The sequence below is a fragment of the Diaphorobacter aerolatus genome (assembly GCF_014489535.1).
Taxonomy (GTDB): Bacteria; Pseudomonadota; Gammaproteobacteria; order Burkholderiales; family Burkholderiaceae_C; genus Diaphorobacter_A; species Diaphorobacter_A aerolatus.
Genome location: NZ_CP060783.1, coordinates 942,171 through 956,865, shown reverse-complemented (window position 1 = coordinate 956,865; position 14,695 = coordinate 942,171). Strand labels below are relative to the sequence as shown.

20 protein-coding genes and 1 pseudogene are annotated in these 14,695 nt (G+C 61.4%); 10 read left to right on the top strand and 11 right to left on the bottom strand.

Annotation, left to right across the window (positions count from 1 at the left end; translation table 11 throughout):
• The first annotated feature begins 62 nt into the window (after positions 1-62).
• Together H9K75_RS04450 and H9K75_RS04445 are read left to right on the top strand one after the other, a co-directional pair.
• Positions 63-503 carry an excinuclease ATPase subunit gene (locus H9K75_RS04450; protein ID WP_187724912.1) on the top strand — a complete coding sequence of 147 codons (441 nt, stop codon included), beginning with the start codon at positions 63-65 and terminating at the stop codon, positions 501-503.
• Between the two features lie 71 nt (positions 504-574).
• Positions 575-1,258 carry a 4'-phosphopantetheinyl transferase family protein gene (locus H9K75_RS04445; protein WP_187724911.1) on the top strand — a complete coding sequence of 228 codons (684 nt, stop codon included), beginning with the start codon at positions 575-577 and terminating at the stop codon, positions 1,256-1,258.
• Positions 1,259-1,332: 74 nt separating this feature from the next.
• Here H9K75_RS04445 and H9K75_RS04440 read toward each other — a convergent pair whose 3' ends face one another.
• The 4 genes from H9K75_RS04440 to H9K75_RS23470 all read right to left on the bottom strand — a co-directional run bounded on the left by H9K75_RS04440 (position 1,333) and on the right by H9K75_RS23470 (position 3,723).
• Positions 1,333-1,644: a hypothetical protein gene (locus tag H9K75_RS04440; RefSeq protein ID WP_187724910.1), complete on the bottom strand. Its 312-nt coding sequence runs from the start codon at positions 1,642-1,644 to the stop codon at positions 1,333-1,335.
• Positions 1,645-1,743: 99 nt separating this feature from the next.
• Positions 1,744-2,025 (bottom strand): hypothetical protein, encoded by a 282-nt coding sequence (locus H9K75_RS04435; RefSeq protein ID WP_187724909.1) that lies wholly within the window; start codon positions 2,023-2,025, stop codon positions 1,744-1,746.
• Between the two features lie 296 nt (positions 2,026-2,321).
• The gene (locus H9K75_RS04430) at positions 2,322-3,443 is read right to left on the bottom strand and encodes a 2Fe-2S iron-sulfur cluster-binding protein (protein WP_187724908.1); all 1,122 of its coding nucleotides are present in this window, start codon (positions 3,441-3,443) and stop codon (positions 2,322-2,324) included.
• Positions 3,427-3,723 (bottom strand): roadblock/LC7 domain-containing protein, encoded by a 297-nt coding sequence (locus tag H9K75_RS23470; RefSeq protein WP_226858521.1) that lies wholly within the window; start codon positions 3,721-3,723, stop codon positions 3,427-3,429. The genes H9K75_RS04430 and H9K75_RS23470 overlap by 17 nt, the downstream gene beginning before the upstream one ends.
• Before the next feature lie 21 nt (positions 3,724-3,744).
• On the opposite strand from H9K75_RS23470, the gene H9K75_RS23465 reads away from it, so the two are divergent.
• On the top strand, positions 3,745-3,894 hold the full coding sequence (locus H9K75_RS23465; RefSeq protein ID WP_226858520.1) for a hypothetical protein: 150 nt from the start codon (positions 3,745-3,747) through the stop codon (positions 3,892-3,894).
• A gap of 83 nt (positions 3,895-3,977) precedes the next feature.
• Here H9K75_RS23465 and H9K75_RS04420 read toward each other — a convergent pair whose 3' ends face one another.
• From H9K75_RS04420 to H9K75_RS04395, 6 genes are read right to left on the bottom strand one after another with little or no spacing between them, the layout of a single operon-like run.
• On the bottom strand, positions 3,978-4,382 hold the full coding sequence (locus tag H9K75_RS04420) for a hypothetical protein (RefSeq protein ID WP_187724907.1): 405 nt from the start codon (positions 4,380-4,382) through the stop codon (positions 3,978-3,980).
• Between the two features lie 14 nt (positions 4,383-4,396).
• On the bottom strand, positions 4,397-4,942 hold the full coding sequence (locus H9K75_RS04415; protein WP_187724906.1) for a phosphatase domain-containing putative toxin: 546 nt from the start codon (positions 4,940-4,942) through the stop codon (positions 4,397-4,399).
• A gap of 26 nt (positions 4,943-4,968) precedes the next feature.
• Positions 4,969-5,373: an ATP-binding cassette domain-containing protein gene (locus tag H9K75_RS04410; protein WP_187724905.1), complete on the bottom strand. Its 405-nt coding sequence runs from the start codon at positions 5,371-5,373 to the stop codon at positions 4,969-4,971.
• A complete protein-coding gene (locus tag H9K75_RS04405; RefSeq protein WP_187724904.1) occupies positions 5,360-5,860 on the bottom strand; it encodes an ATP-binding cassette domain-containing protein in 501 nt (166 codons plus the stop codon). The genes H9K75_RS04410 and H9K75_RS04405 overlap by 14 nt, the downstream gene beginning before the upstream one ends.
• 7 nt (positions 5,861-5,867) lie before the next feature.
• On the bottom strand, positions 5,868-6,449 hold the full coding sequence (locus H9K75_RS04400; RefSeq protein ID WP_187724903.1) for a GTP-binding protein: 582 nt from the start codon (positions 6,447-6,449) through the stop codon (positions 5,868-5,870).
• A gap of 34 nt (positions 6,450-6,483) precedes the next feature.
• Positions 6,484-6,957 (bottom strand): hypothetical protein, encoded by a 474-nt coding sequence (locus H9K75_RS04395; RefSeq protein WP_187724902.1) that lies wholly within the window; start codon positions 6,955-6,957, stop codon positions 6,484-6,486.
• A gap of 620 nt (positions 6,958-7,577) precedes the next feature.
• Between H9K75_RS04395 and H9K75_RS04390 the strand changes: the two genes are divergently transcribed.
• The 7 genes and pseudogenes from H9K75_RS04390 (at position 7,578) to H9K75_RS04360 (ending at position 14,425) form a co-directional block, all read left to right on the top strand.
• Complete coding sequence (locus H9K75_RS04390; protein ID WP_187724901.1) at positions 7,578-8,672, top strand: LuxE/PaaK family acyltransferase; 1,095 nt, start codon at positions 7,578-7,580, stop codon at positions 8,670-8,672.
• Positions 8,669-10,138, top strand: a complete 1,470-nt coding sequence (locus H9K75_RS04385) for an acyl-CoA reductase (protein ID WP_187724900.1) — start codon at positions 8,669-8,671, stop codon at positions 10,136-10,138. The genes H9K75_RS04390 and H9K75_RS04385 overlap by 4 nt, the downstream gene beginning before the upstream one ends.
• Position 10,139: 1 nt before the next feature.
• Positions 10,140-10,886 (top strand): ABC transporter ATP-binding protein, encoded by a 747-nt coding sequence (locus tag H9K75_RS04380; protein WP_187724899.1) that lies wholly within the window; start codon positions 10,140-10,142, stop codon positions 10,884-10,886.
• Positions 10,883-11,670: pseudogene (locus H9K75_RS04375) on the top strand (ABC transporter permease). Before H9K75_RS04380 ends, H9K75_RS04375 begins: the two are co-directional and overlap by 4 nt.
• Before the next feature lie 5 nt (positions 11,671-11,675).
• Positions 11,676-12,707: an ABC transporter substrate-binding protein gene (locus H9K75_RS04370; protein ID WP_187724898.1), complete on the top strand. Its 1,032-nt coding sequence runs from the start codon at positions 11,676-11,678 to the stop codon at positions 12,705-12,707.
• 1 nt (position 12,708) lies between these two features.
• Positions 12,709-13,494, top strand: coding sequence for an SDR family oxidoreductase (locus tag H9K75_RS04365; protein WP_187724897.1), 786 nt, complete (start codon positions 12,709-12,711; stop codon positions 13,492-13,494).
• 100 nt (positions 13,495-13,594) lie between these two features.
• On the top strand, positions 13,595-14,425 hold the full coding sequence (locus tag H9K75_RS04360) for a DUF4369 domain-containing protein (RefSeq protein ID WP_187724896.1): 831 nt from the start codon (positions 13,595-13,597) through the stop codon (positions 14,423-14,425).
• On the opposite strand, the gene H9K75_RS04355 is transcribed toward H9K75_RS04360, so the two are convergent.
• Positions 14,400-14,612: a hypothetical protein gene (locus tag H9K75_RS04355; RefSeq protein WP_187724895.1), complete on the bottom strand. Its 213-nt coding sequence runs from the start codon at positions 14,610-14,612 to the stop codon at positions 14,400-14,402. The two genes, H9K75_RS04360 and H9K75_RS04355, sit on opposite strands and share 26 nt — an antisense overlap.
• Positions 14,613-14,695: the final 83 nt, after the last annotated feature.

Sequence of the window (14,695 nt, the reverse complement as noted above, 5' to 3'; positions counted from 1 at the left end):
CCGCTTGCCAACGTTCGTTCGTTCACCCACGGGTCGGAGACCCAAAACTCAGGAGAAAACCAATGATCCTCAAGAAGACTGCAATCGTCGCGCTGCTGGCGCTGGGCACTGTGACTGCCGTTCACGCACGCGACGATGCGCTCATGGTGCCGATCGAGGACGCCATCCAGATGGGCATGGCCGACGGCAAGCTCGACGGCAGCGTGAAGTTCTACATGTCCGGCGCCAATACACCGGCGGTGAGCGCAAAGCTCGGTGAAGACATCTCCAATAAGAAGACCAGCGGTGTCGGCAAGGACGATCCGACTGCCTGCAAATGGGCGGCACTTTCCGCGCTGATGGCCTTCCAGGAATCGGCCAAGCAGAAGGGCGCCAACGCGGTGATCGACCTGCACAGCTTCTACAAGCGCAATGCCGTGAAGGACCCGGTCAATTTCGAATGCCATGCCGGCAACATCATGGCGGGCGTTGCACTCAAGGGCACTTACGCCAAGACCAAGTGATCGGAGAGGCCGCGCCGCCCACAGTCGTGCGGCTGTTGGTGGCGACGCGGTCGGCCATGTGGAGCGCCGCCATGAGCGCTTCGTTCGAGCGCTGGTTGACCGCGTCGGAAAACCAGCGCCTGGCACAATTGAGCGTGCCAGCGCGGCGCGAGGAGTTCATCGCGTGCCGTTATGCGCTACGCTGGCTGCTGGCTCGCGACGTTCGGCAGATCGGTCAATTTCCGCTCGAGGCGCCGCACGGGCGCGGCCCCCGCCTCGATACGCGTCATCCGCTTTCGCACCTTCTGCATCTTTCGCTGTCCCATAGCAACGGCTACATCGCCTGCGCGGTGTCGTCGCAACCGGTGGGTATCGATATCGAGATACTCGCGCGCCAGCCGCGCAGCACGTGGCATGAACGCGCGGCGCTTGCGTGCACCGACCATGAACGCGCCGAGTTGAGCACCATCGCCGATGACGAGCAACGTCATCGGCGTTTCATGCAATGGTGGAGCCTGAAGGAGGCCTGGTTCAAACGCGCACAAACCGGCGTGGACCTTGCACTGCTGCCGCGATTGGCCTGCGTGCAGGGCGATGCGATTCCGCTTCCCCGTGCACTCGCGGAGCATGCCCGGTGCTGGACCACCAGAACGCCCGAGGGACATGCGGCGCTGCTCTCGGTCTGCTCGCAGATTCCGGACATGCGCTGCGAGTTGCAGGACGATGCGCAACTGCGGTGGCTCTGCGCGGGTTCCTTCGGCTACGCGATGGCGTGACGAGTGCGCGCCACGCCTTCAGATCGCGGAGACGATGCGCGCCAGTTGCTGCGCCGCGACCTGTCCGGCGATTCTCAATGCGCCAGCCCTGTCGGGGACTTCGTGTAGGCCAAAAGCAGATGCCGGTTTTCGAGCCGACCCAGATACCAGACTCCATGATCGACCCACAAAAGTGCCTCCGACACCGCGACGGTCTGGATCATCGACAGGTCTTCCTGCAGATGCAGCCAGAGGCTCGCTGCGGTCGCTGCAGGCGTGTCGCCGCCGAAGCTCGTGGTAGCACCGAGAACCAATCCGTCCTGCGTTGCAACCACCGCGCCGTACAAACCGGCGCAGTTGCATTGGTACAGATCCAAGACCTCGGAAATCGCTATGGGCGTTTGCATGATGTTCCTATCCTGGTTGAGCGTTCGTTGATCTTGTTGGCAGGTGGTACGCGTTGAGCACGCGGCATGCAAGCGCAAGCCAGGCCTTATTCGCATGATTCAGGGCTGTGAGCTGCTCAGTACGAAACTGGCGCCGCCCATGCAAAGTGGCGCAGTCGCGGGATCCCTCGGCGCTGCGGCAGCTTCATGCGCCGACCGATCAGGCAGGGCAAGTGCTTGACGCACGGCCCATACTTCCGCTTCGTATGCGCCGCAGCCCGCAAATGCAAGCGCAAAGCCATCGCTGGTGGACAGCAGCATGCGCTGGCCCGGGTGCATGGCGCTCACCAGTATGTCGGTAAGTCCCGCCATGCCATCGCCGCCCCAGTCATTGGCGGACATGCTGCCGGAAACGCCTTCGGTTACCACGATGCTAGCACTGCGCTGCAAGGCAAACAGTGCGCTTGCGAGTGCGCGCGTGGGTTCGCCGAGACGTGCGGCGAACTCTCCGATGCGTAGTTCGCTTTTGCGTCCATTGGTTACTAGCAGCTCGAACAGTCGTCGCTCGTACGATGGCGCGTGATCGCCAAGCCAGCGAAATATGCCTGCGGGCGTCGGACACACAAAGCGTGCAAGGGCGCTGTGGCAGCGGATGCGGTGTGCGTGTTCATGGTGTCTGCTCGTAGAACGTTGAGCGCCTACGCTGCGCTGCTTGCGCAATGCTTACAACTGATTGTGCCCAGACGCCGATGCATCAGCACCGTCTCACCCGCGAGTACCTCCTGTTGACAGTGGTCGCATAGCGTCGACTCGCCAAGCATCTCGCGAGAGAAGCCGTCGTTGTGGATCAACTGGTCGCCGACCTGACGCGGCCAGCCGTAGGTCTTGACTATGTCGGGGCGGAAATACTCCTCGATGGACACCCAGCGCGCGATGACCTCATCTGCCACGCCATGCTCACGCCAGGTTTCCTGCATGAGCGCCTGACGCCGGTCGAACACCTCGTGCGTGATGATCATCCAGTGGTGAGCATTGCGAGGGCGATCACCCATGTAGATCTTCTCGCCCGTAATGCACTGCTTCATGAACGAAAACTGCTTGTCGATGGCGCGACTCTTGGTCACGCCCTGGAAGAACGGGGCCAGCACGGGATCGGCGTAAACCTTGACGTAGAAGGCTTCGAGCACGCGGCGTGCCGTCACACCGCCGTCGAGCAACTCCCAGAGTCCGGGGTCGGGTTCGGGGTAAGGCAGTTCTTCGGGCGGGCGTTCATCGAACGGCCCACGCACCTGAAGCTCGATGCCGAATTCAGCGCCGGGTTGCAAACTTTCCGGAAGTTTCGCTGCTTCGGCGGCAGCGAGCACGACGGCCATGATGACGTCACGATCAGAGTTGGATGTGATCTGGGCCGCGGGCTCCTGCGCTTGCCCCGTGACGATCTGAAGTCGCTGGCCTTGGCGGTAGTTGAGCGTGCGCATCGGCTCGATCAGCAGGCTTACGCGGCCATCGTCTAGCAGGATAGATTCGCACAGCATGCAGTTGGTGACCAGATCGCCGGGCTGCGGGCGGCGCAGTTTCATCGCGCTTTGCGGTATGCAGCGGCACGGCAGAAAGTAGCGAAGACGCTGCAGATACTCGGGCAACGACCTGCGCGATGGCTCGGTTGTCGAGCCCGTTTGGCACTGCATCAGACACGTATGGCAGGAGCCGCCCTTGCAGGAAAAAGCGATATCCACGCCCGATCTGAGCAGGGTGTCGAGCACGGTTTCGTCATCGCGAGATTCAACGACGTGGCCTTCGTATTCAATCGTGTAGGACATGCGCCGATCCCTCAGTTGCCGGTTGGATTCGTGGGGCCGCAACCAGTTGCGACAGATCGTGTGCGGTGCGGCGCGTGTCCAGCATCACCTTGCCAAGGTTGGCCTGCGGACTCGTCGCGACCGCGAGCGCGCCCAACCCGCCCGCGCGCGTGAGCAGCATCGGACCTAGCGTGCCGTCGAGAATGATCTGGCGCAAATCGCCCCGTTGTGCCTCGCTTGCAGCGCGTGCGGACAGGGCCAGCAGCGATGCGCACATGGCACCGAAGCGGTCTTCATCCATTTCTGGGTCAGCACCGAGGCGATGATGAATCCGTCGGTCGAGATCGCCGCGCAAGCTTCGATGTGCGGCGAGGACGCCGCAAAGGCGCGCAACAGACGCCGCGCGCCACGCGCGACATCACCACCGCCTTCGGCGGGCTCGCGCGAGGAAAATGAAGATGAGGTGCTATAGGCTGTCGGCATGGGTGGTGTCTGGTTGGTCTGGATCGGCAGCCCGACCGTCACTTGGACGGCGGGCCTACGGGGAACGCTCGCTTACAGCGCGGCTTCGATCTCGGGCAGCGCCATGCGGGCGCGCGTGAGCACCATGCCCAGATTCGCGCCCTTGCGGCACACGAAGCAGGCCACCTGCATCTGTCGCTTGCTGCGCAGGAATACGTGAATCAGGTTGTCGCTGTTCACGATGATTTCCTGGAAATAGTGGTGATCAGAGTTCTCGGGCAAGCCTCGCGCCTTGCGGAACACGTTCTCGATGGACTGCACATTCGGGCCCTGGAACAGATCGGCAGTCGCGGCAGCGAGCAGTTCGAACACTTCCTGGGGATGCGAGTCGACGGTCTTGATGCTCAAGACCATGCCGGAGGACAGATCGACGAAGCCAGCGGCAACGCATTCGGGGACGGAAGTGACGGCCTTCTGGACGACTGCATCGATGTTCATGGTGGTTTCCTTTTTCAGTTGGTGGGGTGGATGGGTGAGTGAGAATCAGGGAGAGGCTTATCAAACAACGCGTTTTCACGGCAATGCGCGAGGAAATCTTCCAGAAAGCGCTCCTGAACGATCGACTGGATCATTCCCGTGTTGCGTGAACGAATTGAAGCGATGACGCGCGGCGCGGCTTGACGTCCAAGCTGTTGCCAAATCAGGTACATCGCAAGCACGGTGCCAGTGCGTCCGAGTCCTGCGCGGCAATGCACGGCAATCACGTTTTCGGCTGCCAGCAACGCATCCATGTGACTGCACAGTGCAACACCAGCGCTCAGGCTCGGCACGCCCATGTCTGCCATCGGCAGGGCGGAGCAGCCGATGCCAAATGACGCGGCCACCGTGGCGGGAAAAGGCTGTTCGGTCAGCGAAATCAAATGCGTGATTCCTGCATCGCGCAGCGCCATCAGGTCGTGGCTTACGTCGGCGAGAATTCCGGGGTAGGGTGTTCCGGCGAGGCGATCATCGTCGATCCAGGTGAAGCCCCTTGGGCCGCGTGCGCGCGCACTGGTCAATGAGCGAGTGGGCCGACGCGGCGGCATTACCGCTCCAAAAATGAGTGCTGCGTGAGAGGGTGACGCCAGCGGCGTCGGCAGATTTTCCGCCACCGGTACGGAGCCCGGTTCTGCCGCTTGCGGTGCAGTCGGGAAATCGATGTCCTCCACCACATGCGCGTTGGCCACAGCGGCACTTCGGGACATGAGCCGGTCAGCAGAAACTGCCTGCCCGATTCACTTTGCGGCGCTTCAAAAAAACGGGCGGCAGGAGTCTGTTCCTGCACCATGCCACTCGCCAAAAGAATCACCTCTTTCGCCATGGCGCGCGCGTGTCGCTGGTTATGCGTCACCACCAGCACAGGTACCGTCCCGGACAGTGTCCGGATCAGATCGATGATCTCCTGCGCGGTGGCCTCCGGCATGCCGGAGGTTGGCTCATCGATCAGCAACAGCGGCGCACCGCTCAACGCCTTGCGCACAATTGCCACGCGTTTTTTTTTGCGAGCTCGAGACCGATACTACGGTGTCTCCGTAGCGCTCGATCAGGTCTTGCTGACCCCACGCGGTCAGCAGTTCGGCCAGTTCCTGGCGTTGTTGAAGTTGCGAAAGCTGACCGCGTCTGGGCCACTCCCCCACTAGGGATTCCCAAACGCTGGACATCAAAAGCTCGGCCTTCTGCGAAACCAGGCTTGGCGGCACACCCAACGCAGAGCCGACGGAGTGGAGCCCCGCCGCGTCCAAGCTGCCCGAAGTCCTGAGCAGCGGATGCCGCTGCATCTGACCGCAGAGCATTCTGAGCAGTGTCGATTTTCCGGTGCCTGAGGGGCCCATCAACACAGTGCAGCCGGACTTGGGAATCCGCAGCGACAGATCCCTGAAGATGTGTTTGTCGCCAATCGACAAAGACAGTTGATGAGCCGATGCGACGCTTGTCATTTTGTGATTACGCGCGCTTGATCGGCATGGGTTTCGGAAAGCGTTCGACCATCTCCAGCAAGGCCGTCATGGCCACGAGCGCCGCGCGCACCTGAGACTTGTCGCGTGCGTCCATCGACAGAATCGGTGGCACGTTCTCCGCATCGAGACCTACGGTCTCGCGGAAGTAGCGGTGATAGATGTCCAGCGGTACATCAGGCTTCGCATCCATATGCGAGACGCAGACCACTATGGGAAGGTTGCGTTCGCCCTGGCGTGCCGCCAGATCGCGGTAGTAGTGATCGAGCTGCGCCACCGCATCATCGGCCGCATGGTTCACCACCAGCAACACGCCCTTGGACTGATTCAGCAGGATGTCCCACATGAAATCGAAACGATCCTGTCCGGGCGTGCCGTAAATGCGCAGCTTATCCTTGTCGCCGAGCGCCAGAACGCCCACGTCCATCGCGACCGTGGTGTGCGATTTCATCGTGAGCACGTCATCGGTCGCGCGTGCATCCGTGGAGACCACCTCGATATCCGAAATCGTCCGCACTGCCGTGGTTTTGCCTGAGCCCACCGGGCCCATGAACATGACACTCCATTCCATGGAAACTACCTTTGTTGCCGTTGCGAGAGTCGGGTCAGGCCGTGAGCCGTGCCCAGAGTTTGGACACGAGAGAGCGGCGTGCGTACTGCGTGGCATTTGCCGTTTGCGCCTGCGACGAGATGGCCTCCACCGCTGGCGCGTGCTGTGCTGCGACAGTGCCCGGCTCCGACAAAAACGAGGTGGCAACCGTCACGCAACCCATGCGCATGAGCGGTGCAATGCTTTCGAAGACTTCATCTTCGGGAGTCGACAGAATCAGTGGAATAAGTTTGCTGGCCGACGGCTTGCGGCTCAGGAGCGCGCAGATACGCGCAACCAGCGCCTGGCGCTCTTCCGGTACTCGGGCGAGATCAGGCCAGGCAATCAGTTTGAGCACCCCGTATCGAAGAGCGTCCTTGCGCGACTGCAAGAAATCGTCGTTGCTCCCGGAAATCCATACAGTTGTCATACACCCCGCTTCTACGAATAACTGGAACAAATCGAACGGATCGCCGCTGATTTCGTCCATATTCAGCGCATTAATGGCTGCGAATGCGACTATCTAGCCGCAACAAACAAAACAATATGTAAACATTTTGATAGCCAATGTTAATCGCAAAGACTATGGCATCAGCATCGTAATTGTTAAGTATGTTCATTAATTGTCATTTATCGATACATATGTATCAATAAATGAAAACAATGAATTTTCAGGCATCCGGGCACATTCGGAAGGCGGTGAGCCTATTTTTCATACTTGTTTGATACAGATCATGTAACGGTCTTTGATTTTGGTATTAGCACTGTCGTGCTCGAACTAGGAAGCCGCAATACGCATTTATCCTCCGTAGGAAGCTTTTGAGTAACTTGACAATTCGAAAAAATGCGATAGATAAAAAAACCGCCTATATCAAGCAAACTCTGCAAACGGCCCTCAAAGCCCCCATGCGGTAAGATGGCCTTCGCTCCGGGGTGCACGCCAGTGCTGAGATCCACACCCGAGAACTTGAACCGGGTCATTCCGGCGGAAGAAGAGCCAGGGATCCTCTGCGTGTAGCGAGGCTCTTGCCCCACACGATGCCACTCCAGAACCGGCATGTGCGGGAGCCTTCGGAGCAATGCGTATTTGCTGCCCGAAGGAATGACTACATGGACGACACGCCCGCCGCGCTGGTATCCGATCTGCTCGCATTCATCCGCATGGATGCCGCCGAGCCCTCCATCGACGACTTGTTCGATCAACTCGCAATGCGATTGTTTGCCCATCAACATGCATCGAACCTGCCGTTTCGCAGTTTCTGCCAGCGGCGTGGGGCCACGCCGCGCAACGTGAAGTCGTGGCGTGACATTCCGGCGGTGCCTATCGACGCGTTCAAGGCCACGGAGTTGCGCAGTCAGCCGGCGAGCGATGGCGAGCGCGTGTTCATGACCAGCGGCACCACGAGGCGCGCGGCGCGCGGGCGGCATTTTCATCCGCGGCTCGATGTCTACGATTTGTCGATGACGCGCAACTTCGCGCAACGTTTCATGCGCGGCGTGGAGCGCATGCCGATGGGCATTCTTTTTCCCGACGAGCAGGCCATGCCCCATTCGTCGCTTGCGCACTATCTGGCGCTCGCGAAGTCGGAATTTGGCACGGGCGAGAGTCGCTATTTCCTGTCGCCCGAAGGCGTCGACGTGGACGGTCTGTGTGCGGCGCTCGAATCGGCTGAATCGAGCGGCACCCCCTATGCGCTGCTCGGTGCGAGCTTCAGTCTGGTGCACGTGATGGATGCGCTGCGCGCTGCGCGCCGTAGCTTTTGCCTGCCAACGGGCAGCCGCATCCTGGATACCGGCGGCTACAAGGGCCAGTCGCGCGAGTTGCCGCTCGCGGAGTTCTACGCCGAGCTGTCGCAATTGCTGGGCGTGCCGCGCGCGTACTGCATCAACATGTATGGCATGACGGAACTGAGTACCCAGTTCTACGACGACGGCAATGCCGTGCTGCCTTCGGTGAAGTCGGGCCCGCACTGGATTCGTTCGCGCCTCGTCGATCCGGTCACGGGCAGCGATGTGCCTTCGGGCGAGCGCGGCATTCTCGTGCATTGCGATCTTGCCAATTACAACTCGGTCACCACCATCCTCACCGAGGACGTGGGCCAGTGGGCCGAGGGCGGCTTTCAGTTACTCGGGCGCGCGCAGGGCGCAGCGGCCAAGGGCTGCTCGTTGGCCGTCGAGGAATTCGTGAAGGCCAGCGCCATATGACGCCAATCGAGCGGATCAAGGCGGGTTGGCTGCCGGGCTTGCGCGACGATGAGGTGCAGTGGCAAGTGCTTGTCTTCGAGCGTGATGCGCAGCGGCTCGAAGTGTCGGTGCCCATGCTGACCGCTCAGCAGATGCTGGCGTTGGCAGACCGTGTTCGCGATGCCGCGGCGCGTCATCTGCGCTCGATGACGGTGGCGGAGATCATCGATGTGATCGACCGTGCGATGGCGCGTCTGCTCGATGGCAACGATCCCATGCGCCAGCAGGCCGACACCTGGCTGCCCGTGGTGAGCGGCTACGACGCCGACATGGTGCGCCTTGGGTTGACTGGATTTTTCAAGACCTTTCGCGCGCTGCAACTACGGCGCTTCGTGGTGGAGGATTTCGCCAACCCCGCCGTGCTCGACGGCTTTCAGCCGGTGGCAAAGGGCGGCGCGGCGCGTGCCTTCGGCCCCGATCTGCTGGTGCACAGTTGGGCCGGTAACGTGCCCGCGCTCTCGCTGTGGAGCATGATTTGCGGACTGCTCGTGAAGGCGCCAGGCATCGGCAAACTGGCGAGCGCCGAACCGCTGTTCGCGGGCTGGTTTGCACGCCTGCTGGCCGACGTGCATCCGCCGCTGGCCGATTGCCTGGCGGTGGTCTGGTGGCGCGGCGCGGGCGGAGAGGATGCGGACGCACTCTATGCACGCGCCGACACGGTGCTCGCCTACGGCGGCAATGCCACGCTCGACGCGCTGCGCCGTCGCTTGCCGGTGACTACGCGATTTCTCCCGCATGGACACAAGCTGGGCTTTGGCGTGATCGCGGCCTCGGCGCTCGACACGCTCAAGGCCCCATCGATTGCGCGATTGGCGGCGTGGGACGTGATGCGTTACGACCAGCAGGGCTGTTATTCGCCGCATGTGTTCTACGTGGAGCGCGGCGCGCCGGTGTCTGCACGCGCGTTTGCCGACTATCTGGCGGCCGAGCTTGCCAACCTGCAGCGCCGCTTTGCCCGCCGCTCGCTCGATCTGGAGGAGGGCGCGGCCGTCGCCAAATGGCAGCAGGGCATCGAATGGCGCGCGATGTCCGCTGCCGAGGGTGGCGACCTGCTGATCGGCCCGAATGATGCGCCCTGGAGCGTGGCATTCAGTGAAACGCTGCAGCCGCTCATGCCCACGGCATCGCAACGTAGCATTGCCGTGGTCACGGTTGAACGTCTGGAGGAGGTCGTGAGCGCGGTTGCCGGGCAGCGCGATTTTCTGCAGACCGCCGGCGTGGCGGCAGGGCCTGAAGACCTCTACCGATTGGCCGATCTGCTGGGTGCAGCGGGCGTCACGCGCATCAGTGCCATCGGTTCCATGAGCATGCCCGAGCCCGGTTGGCATCATGATGGCCGTTTCAATCTGCTCGATCTGGTGCGCATCACCGAGATCGAACAATCCGCCGAACTGGCTGCGCAGCCCTTCGCGCGTTATGCGGACTGACATGACGTTTCTGCACGTTGATCGTGTCACCTTCCACTACCCGCAGCGCCCACCGGTGGTCGATGGCGTGGACTGGCGCATGCAGGAGGGCGAAATTCATTGTCTCTTGGGGCGCAGTGGCTGCGGCAAGACCACGCTGCTCAAGCTGGCGGCGGGCTTGTTGACGCCGCAGTCGGGTCGCATCGTATTGCGGGGAGGCGAGCTGGCCGCGCCCGGTCCACAAGTCGGTTTCATGTTCCAGTCGCCCACGCTGCTGGATTGGCACAGCGCATTGAGCAACGTGCTGCTGCCGGTGTCGTTGCAGCACAAACCTGTGGCGCGCGACGAGCAACGTGCGCTGCAACTGCTGGATCAACTGGGGTTGGTAGAGTGTGCCGAACGTTATCCGCGTGAGCTTTCGGGTGGGCAGCAAAGCCGGGTGGCGCTGGCGCGCGCCCTGGTTCTGGAGCCGCCCCTATTGCTGCTCGACGAGCCCTTTGCCGCGCTTGACGCCATCACGCGCGCGGAGCTACAGGACGATCTGCTGCGTGCCTGCCGGGAACGCGGCACCACGGTGCTTTTCGTCACGCACGACATCAACGAAGCCGTCTACGTAGGCGACCGCATTGCGCTCATGCACGCGGGCCGCATCGTGGACGACATTGCCATCGCGCTGCCCAGGCCGCGCACGCAGGCCATGCGCGATGGCGCGGTGTTCAACGACTACTGCGCACGCGTGCGTGCATCGATGGACGGGACCAACGCATGAGCATTTCGCCTTTTGCCGCGCGTGGCCTGTCTGCGGTTCTGCTCGTTGCCCTGCTCGGCCTATGGGAAATCGTGGTGCGGCAATCGGGCCTGTCGGCGCTGGTGCTGCCTGCGCCGTCTGCCGTGATCACCTCGCTGTGGTCAGGCCTGGCTTCGGGTTATTTCTGGCCCCACATCTGGGCGACACTGCAAGCCGTCTCTTTGGGCTTGATCATGGGCGCTGCCGTGGGTTTGCTTGCGGGCATGGCGCTGGCCGAGTGCCCGCTGCTGGAGCGTGTGCTCAAACCTTATGTGGTCGTCAGCCAGGTGGTACCCAAGCTCGCACTCGCGCCGCTTTTCGTGCTGTGGTTCGGCTTTGGATTGTTGCCAACGGTATTGATCACGGCGCTGATCTGCTTTTTTCCGCTGATGGAAAACACGCTGACAGGTCTGCGGCAGGTTGACGCGCAGCGACTGCAATTGTTTCGCATGCTGGGTGCTACGCGCCTTCAGACGCTGGTTCGCCTGAAGCTGCCCACGGGTCTTCCGGCCATTCTTGCCGGATTGCGTGTAGCCGTGGTCTTGGCGCTGGTGGGTGCGGTGGTGGCCGAGTTCATGGGCGCAAGCCAGGGACTTGGTGCCGTGGTGATCGCGGCTCAGGGAATGATGGACACCACGCTCATGTTTGCCGCACTGGTGCTCATCGCGCTGATGGGATCTTGCTGTATCAACTCTGCCAACTGCTGGAGCGCCGGTTGCTGCGCTCGCACGCTTTTCCCAGTACACGCTTGCGCGACAACCCTTGATTGCCATGGCCCACATCACTTCATCCTCGTCCTCATCTTCGTTCCTCGTCTCGCGTCGGCATCTGCTGGGCGCATGCGCGGGTATTGCCAGCCTCACAGTCGCAGGCACAGGTGCGGCGTCGCCCACGCAGAACAAGATTCGGCTTGCGGGATGGAGCAAGCCCATCAGCGAGATCACCAACATCCTCGCGGAGCCAGACAAGGGTTTCTTTCAGGCGCATGGCATCGCGCTCACCTACCTTCCCGGTGCGGGCGGCGGCGACGCCATCCGCAATCTGCTCAGCGGTCAGGCCGACGTGGCTTTCACCGATCCGGGATCGTTCTTCATGGCGCTCGACAAGGGCGAAAAGCTGGTCGCGATCTACGACATCTACCCACAGAACGTGTTCAACGTCGTATCGCTCCAGTCGGCTGGCATTCGCAAGCCTGCCGACCTCAAGGGCAAGAAGATCGGCGTCTACAGCCTCGCGAGCGGCACGCGACAGAACCTGCTGGTCATGCTGCATCAGGCCGGACTCAAGGAATCGGACGTGACGATTGTCGTCACCGGCCTGCTCAACTTTGCGCCGCTGATGCAGGGACAGGTCGACGCCACGGCCGCAACCGACACCGGTTTGGCCGTGGGGCTGCGCAAGGGCATGGGGGACATCCACGTGATACAGGTCCGCGACCATCTGAACATCTCGAGCGACATGTTCGTGGTGCGCGAGGAATGGCGGCATCAAAAGCGGGACGTGCTCAAGGCCTTCCTCAAAGGCTACCGCGACAGCGCAGCATGGATGATTGCCCATCCCGACGAGGCAGCCACGCTCGCGGGCAAACGTGCCATTGACGGTACGCAGCGCGACGTCAATCTCGAAATCATCAAGCTGCGCAACGCGGCCTCGCTGCCTACGGCAGGCGGCGTGGCGCGGCTTGGCAACTTCGATCTCGCGGCACTCCAAAAGGGCGCGGACACCTACCGCGCATTGGGCATGATTCAGCGCGCCATCCAGGTGACCGACGTGGTCGACACCAGCCTGCTGCCCGGAGCCTGACATGCAGGCGTTTACTTCGTTGAATTTGCGCGGCAAGGTGGTACTTGTCACCGGGGCGAGCCGTGGAATAGGCGCGGCCATTGCCGCGGCCTTCGCACGCGAAGGTGCTACCGTCGTGATCAACCACCTGAGCAACGACGCAGCCGCCGCGCGAACCGTGGCCGCATGCATGGCGGCCGGTGGCGACGCATGGGCGATCAAGGCCGACGTGGGTTCGCACGTGGCCGTGCAGGAAATGGTTCAGGGTGTCGTGCGCGAGGCAGGCGCAATCGACATCGTGGTCAACAACGCATTCAAACCTTATGCGTTCATTCCCGAGCAGCGCCGCCGTTTTGACGATTTGGAGTGGAGCGACTATCAGTCCCAGTTTGACGGCGCCGTCGGCGCCGCCTTCAACGTCTGCCGCGCGGTGCTTCCGCAGATGCGCCAACGCGCCAAAGGCAGCATCGTCAACATCGTCACCAATCTCGTGGAGAACCCCGTCGTGCCGTATCACGACTACACCACGTCCAAAGGCGCACTGGTGACGTTCAGCCGCAACCTGGCCACCGAACTCGGCCCCGTCGGCATCCGCGTGAACTGCGTTGCGCCCGGGTTGGTCTATCCGACTCAGGGCACGCAAGCCACCAAAGAATCCTTTCGCGAATCCCTGATGGCCGCCACGCCCCTCAGACGCCTGGCGCAACCCGAAGACGTCGCCGGGCCGGTGCTGTTCCTCGCCTCGGACCTCAGCGGGTTCATGACCGGGCAGGTGCTGTTGGTGGATGGGGGATTGGTGATGCGGTAAGCGCGTTGCTTACAAGTGCTAGCAACTACCCCACTGACGGAGGGTATCCACGTTGGCACTCGTGCCCTAGATTTCCAGCACTAACTTTCTGGGAAGTGTCATGTTGGATTCGAGATATATAAAAATTGCTTGCATGAGTCTTGTTGCGGCATCACTCGTAGCGTGTGGTGGAGATGATGATGACGACGACGGCAATCCAAATCCACCGGACCCGAGCTTGGGATTCGTCATTGGCGGAACGGTTACGGGACTGAGCGTGGGCAAGGCCGTCGTTCTTCAAAACAATGGTAGCGACGATCTCAGGGCACAGGAAAATGGAAAATTCGCCTTTAACAAGGTCGTGGATCGCGGCGCAAAATACGTCGTGACGGTGTCCAAGCAGCCTGAAGGTCAAACTTGCAAAACCGTCAATGGCGAAGGCACTGCCAGCGCCGATGTGACCAATATTCAGGTCCAGTGTGTGACATCCGTGACCCCGAATCCTGATCCCGGCCCGGGCCCCGTGCCCGCCGACGGGTTGGCAAAATTTGCGGGCAACTGGGTGGTCAGAGGAACCTGCAATCCTGGTCCCAACGGACAAGGGACAGGACAAGCCAATAGGCGCTATGTGGTGAATGGCAACACCATGGTGCAGTACGACGGAGTACGCGTTTACGACAATGGCAATTGCAGTGGCGAGGGCGCTGTAGTGGGCGAGCCCTTGAGTTGGACGAATACCTTGTGGACCTCATTCACGTATCAAGGCGTGCCCATCTATCGCTTCAATACCACGGCCCTTAACGGAGCGAAAACGCAGTGGGTGTATTGGCTTCCCGAGGCAAATCGCCTGTGCTGGATGGCCGACCGCCCGGCCAAAACCAACAGTGAAATTGGAGACTTGATCATGACGAGTCCGGCACCGACGGTCAGTTGCCCGACACGATTGAATTGAGTATCAGCGCCAATGTCTTCGGCAGTGGAAAGAGAGTCGTTTTCGAACGTTGAATAAAAATTTCACGCGCGAACCTGTTCGCGAGGAAACAGCCAACACAGACGCCCGGTGCACCGCATCGGGCGTTTTCATTTTCCAGCGGCGACCCGGCCAGCACGCTCTCGTAGCAGTCGTCGCCGCCCGTCATGGAGCATTGGCCGGCTCGTGGCTGTCGTATAGTCAAGATCGTATTCCGATACCACCACAGCTATTTTCCTCATATGCATCGGT

Excerpts from the sequence above, each read along its gene's own strand:
- H9K75_RS04390 (WP_187724901.1), top strand. The coding sequence starts at position 7,578 with ATGGACGACACGCCCGCCGCGCTGGTATCCGATCTGCTCGCATTCATC.
- H9K75_RS04440 (WP_187724910.1), bottom strand. The coding sequence starts at position 1,644 with ATGCAAACGCCCATAGCGATTTCCGAGGTCTTGGATCTGTACCAATGC.
- H9K75_RS04420 (WP_187724907.1), bottom strand. The coding sequence starts at position 4,382 with ATGAACATCGATGCAGTCGTCCAGAAGGCCGTCACTTCCGTCCCCGAA.
- H9K75_RS04380 (WP_187724899.1), top strand. The coding sequence starts at position 10,140 with ATGACGTTTCTGCACGTTGATCGTGTCACCTTCCACTACCCGCAGCGC.
- H9K75_RS04395 (WP_187724902.1), bottom strand. The coding sequence starts at position 6,957 with ATGGACGAAATCAGCGGCGATCCGTTCGATTTGTTCCAGTTATTCGTA.
- H9K75_RS04365 (WP_187724897.1), top strand. The coding sequence starts at position 12,709 with ATGCAGGCGTTTACTTCGTTGAATTTGCGCGGCAAGGTGGTACTTGTC.
- H9K75_RS04360 (WP_187724896.1), top strand. The coding sequence starts at position 13,595 with ATGTTGGATTCGAGATATATAAAAATTGCTTGCATGAGTCTTGTTGCG.
- H9K75_RS04430 (WP_187724908.1), bottom strand. The coding sequence starts at position 3,443 with ATGTCCTACACGATTGAATACGAAGGCCACGTCGTTGAATCTCGCGAT.
- H9K75_RS23470 (WP_226858521.1), bottom strand. The coding sequence starts at position 3,723 with ATGGATGAAGACCGCTTCGGTGCCATGTGCGCATCGCTGCTGGCCCTG.
- H9K75_RS04385 (WP_187724900.1), top strand. The coding sequence starts at position 8,669 with ATGACGCCAATCGAGCGGATCAAGGCGGGTTGGCTGCCGGGCTTGCGC.
- H9K75_RS04445 (WP_187724911.1), top strand. The coding sequence starts at position 575 with ATGAGCGCTTCGTTCGAGCGCTGGTTGACCGCGTCGGAAAACCAGCGC.
- H9K75_RS04400 (WP_187724903.1), bottom strand. The coding sequence starts at position 6,449 with ATGGAATGGAGTGTCATGTTCATGGGCCCGGTGGGCTCAGGCAAAACC.
- H9K75_RS04355 (WP_187724895.1), bottom strand. The coding sequence starts at position 14,612 with ATGACGGGCGGCGACGACTGCTACGAGAGCGTGCTGGCCGGGTCGCCG.
- H9K75_RS04435 (WP_187724909.1), bottom strand. The coding sequence starts at position 2,025 with ATGTCCGCCAATGACTGGGGCGGCGATGGCATGGCGGGACTTACCGAC.
- H9K75_RS04405 (WP_187724904.1), bottom strand. The coding sequence starts at position 5,860 with ATGACAAGCGTCGCATCGGCTCATCAACTGTCTTTGTCGATTGGCGAC.
- H9K75_RS04370 (WP_187724898.1), top strand. The coding sequence starts at position 11,676 with ATGGCCCACATCACTTCATCCTCGTCCTCATCTTCGTTCCTCGTCTCG.
- H9K75_RS04450 (WP_187724912.1), top strand. The coding sequence starts at position 63 with ATGATCCTCAAGAAGACTGCAATCGTCGCGCTGCTGGCGCTGGGCACT.
- H9K75_RS23465 (WP_226858520.1), top strand. The coding sequence starts at position 3,745 with ATGATGAATCCGTCGGTCGAGATCGCCGCGCAAGCTTCGATGTGCGGC.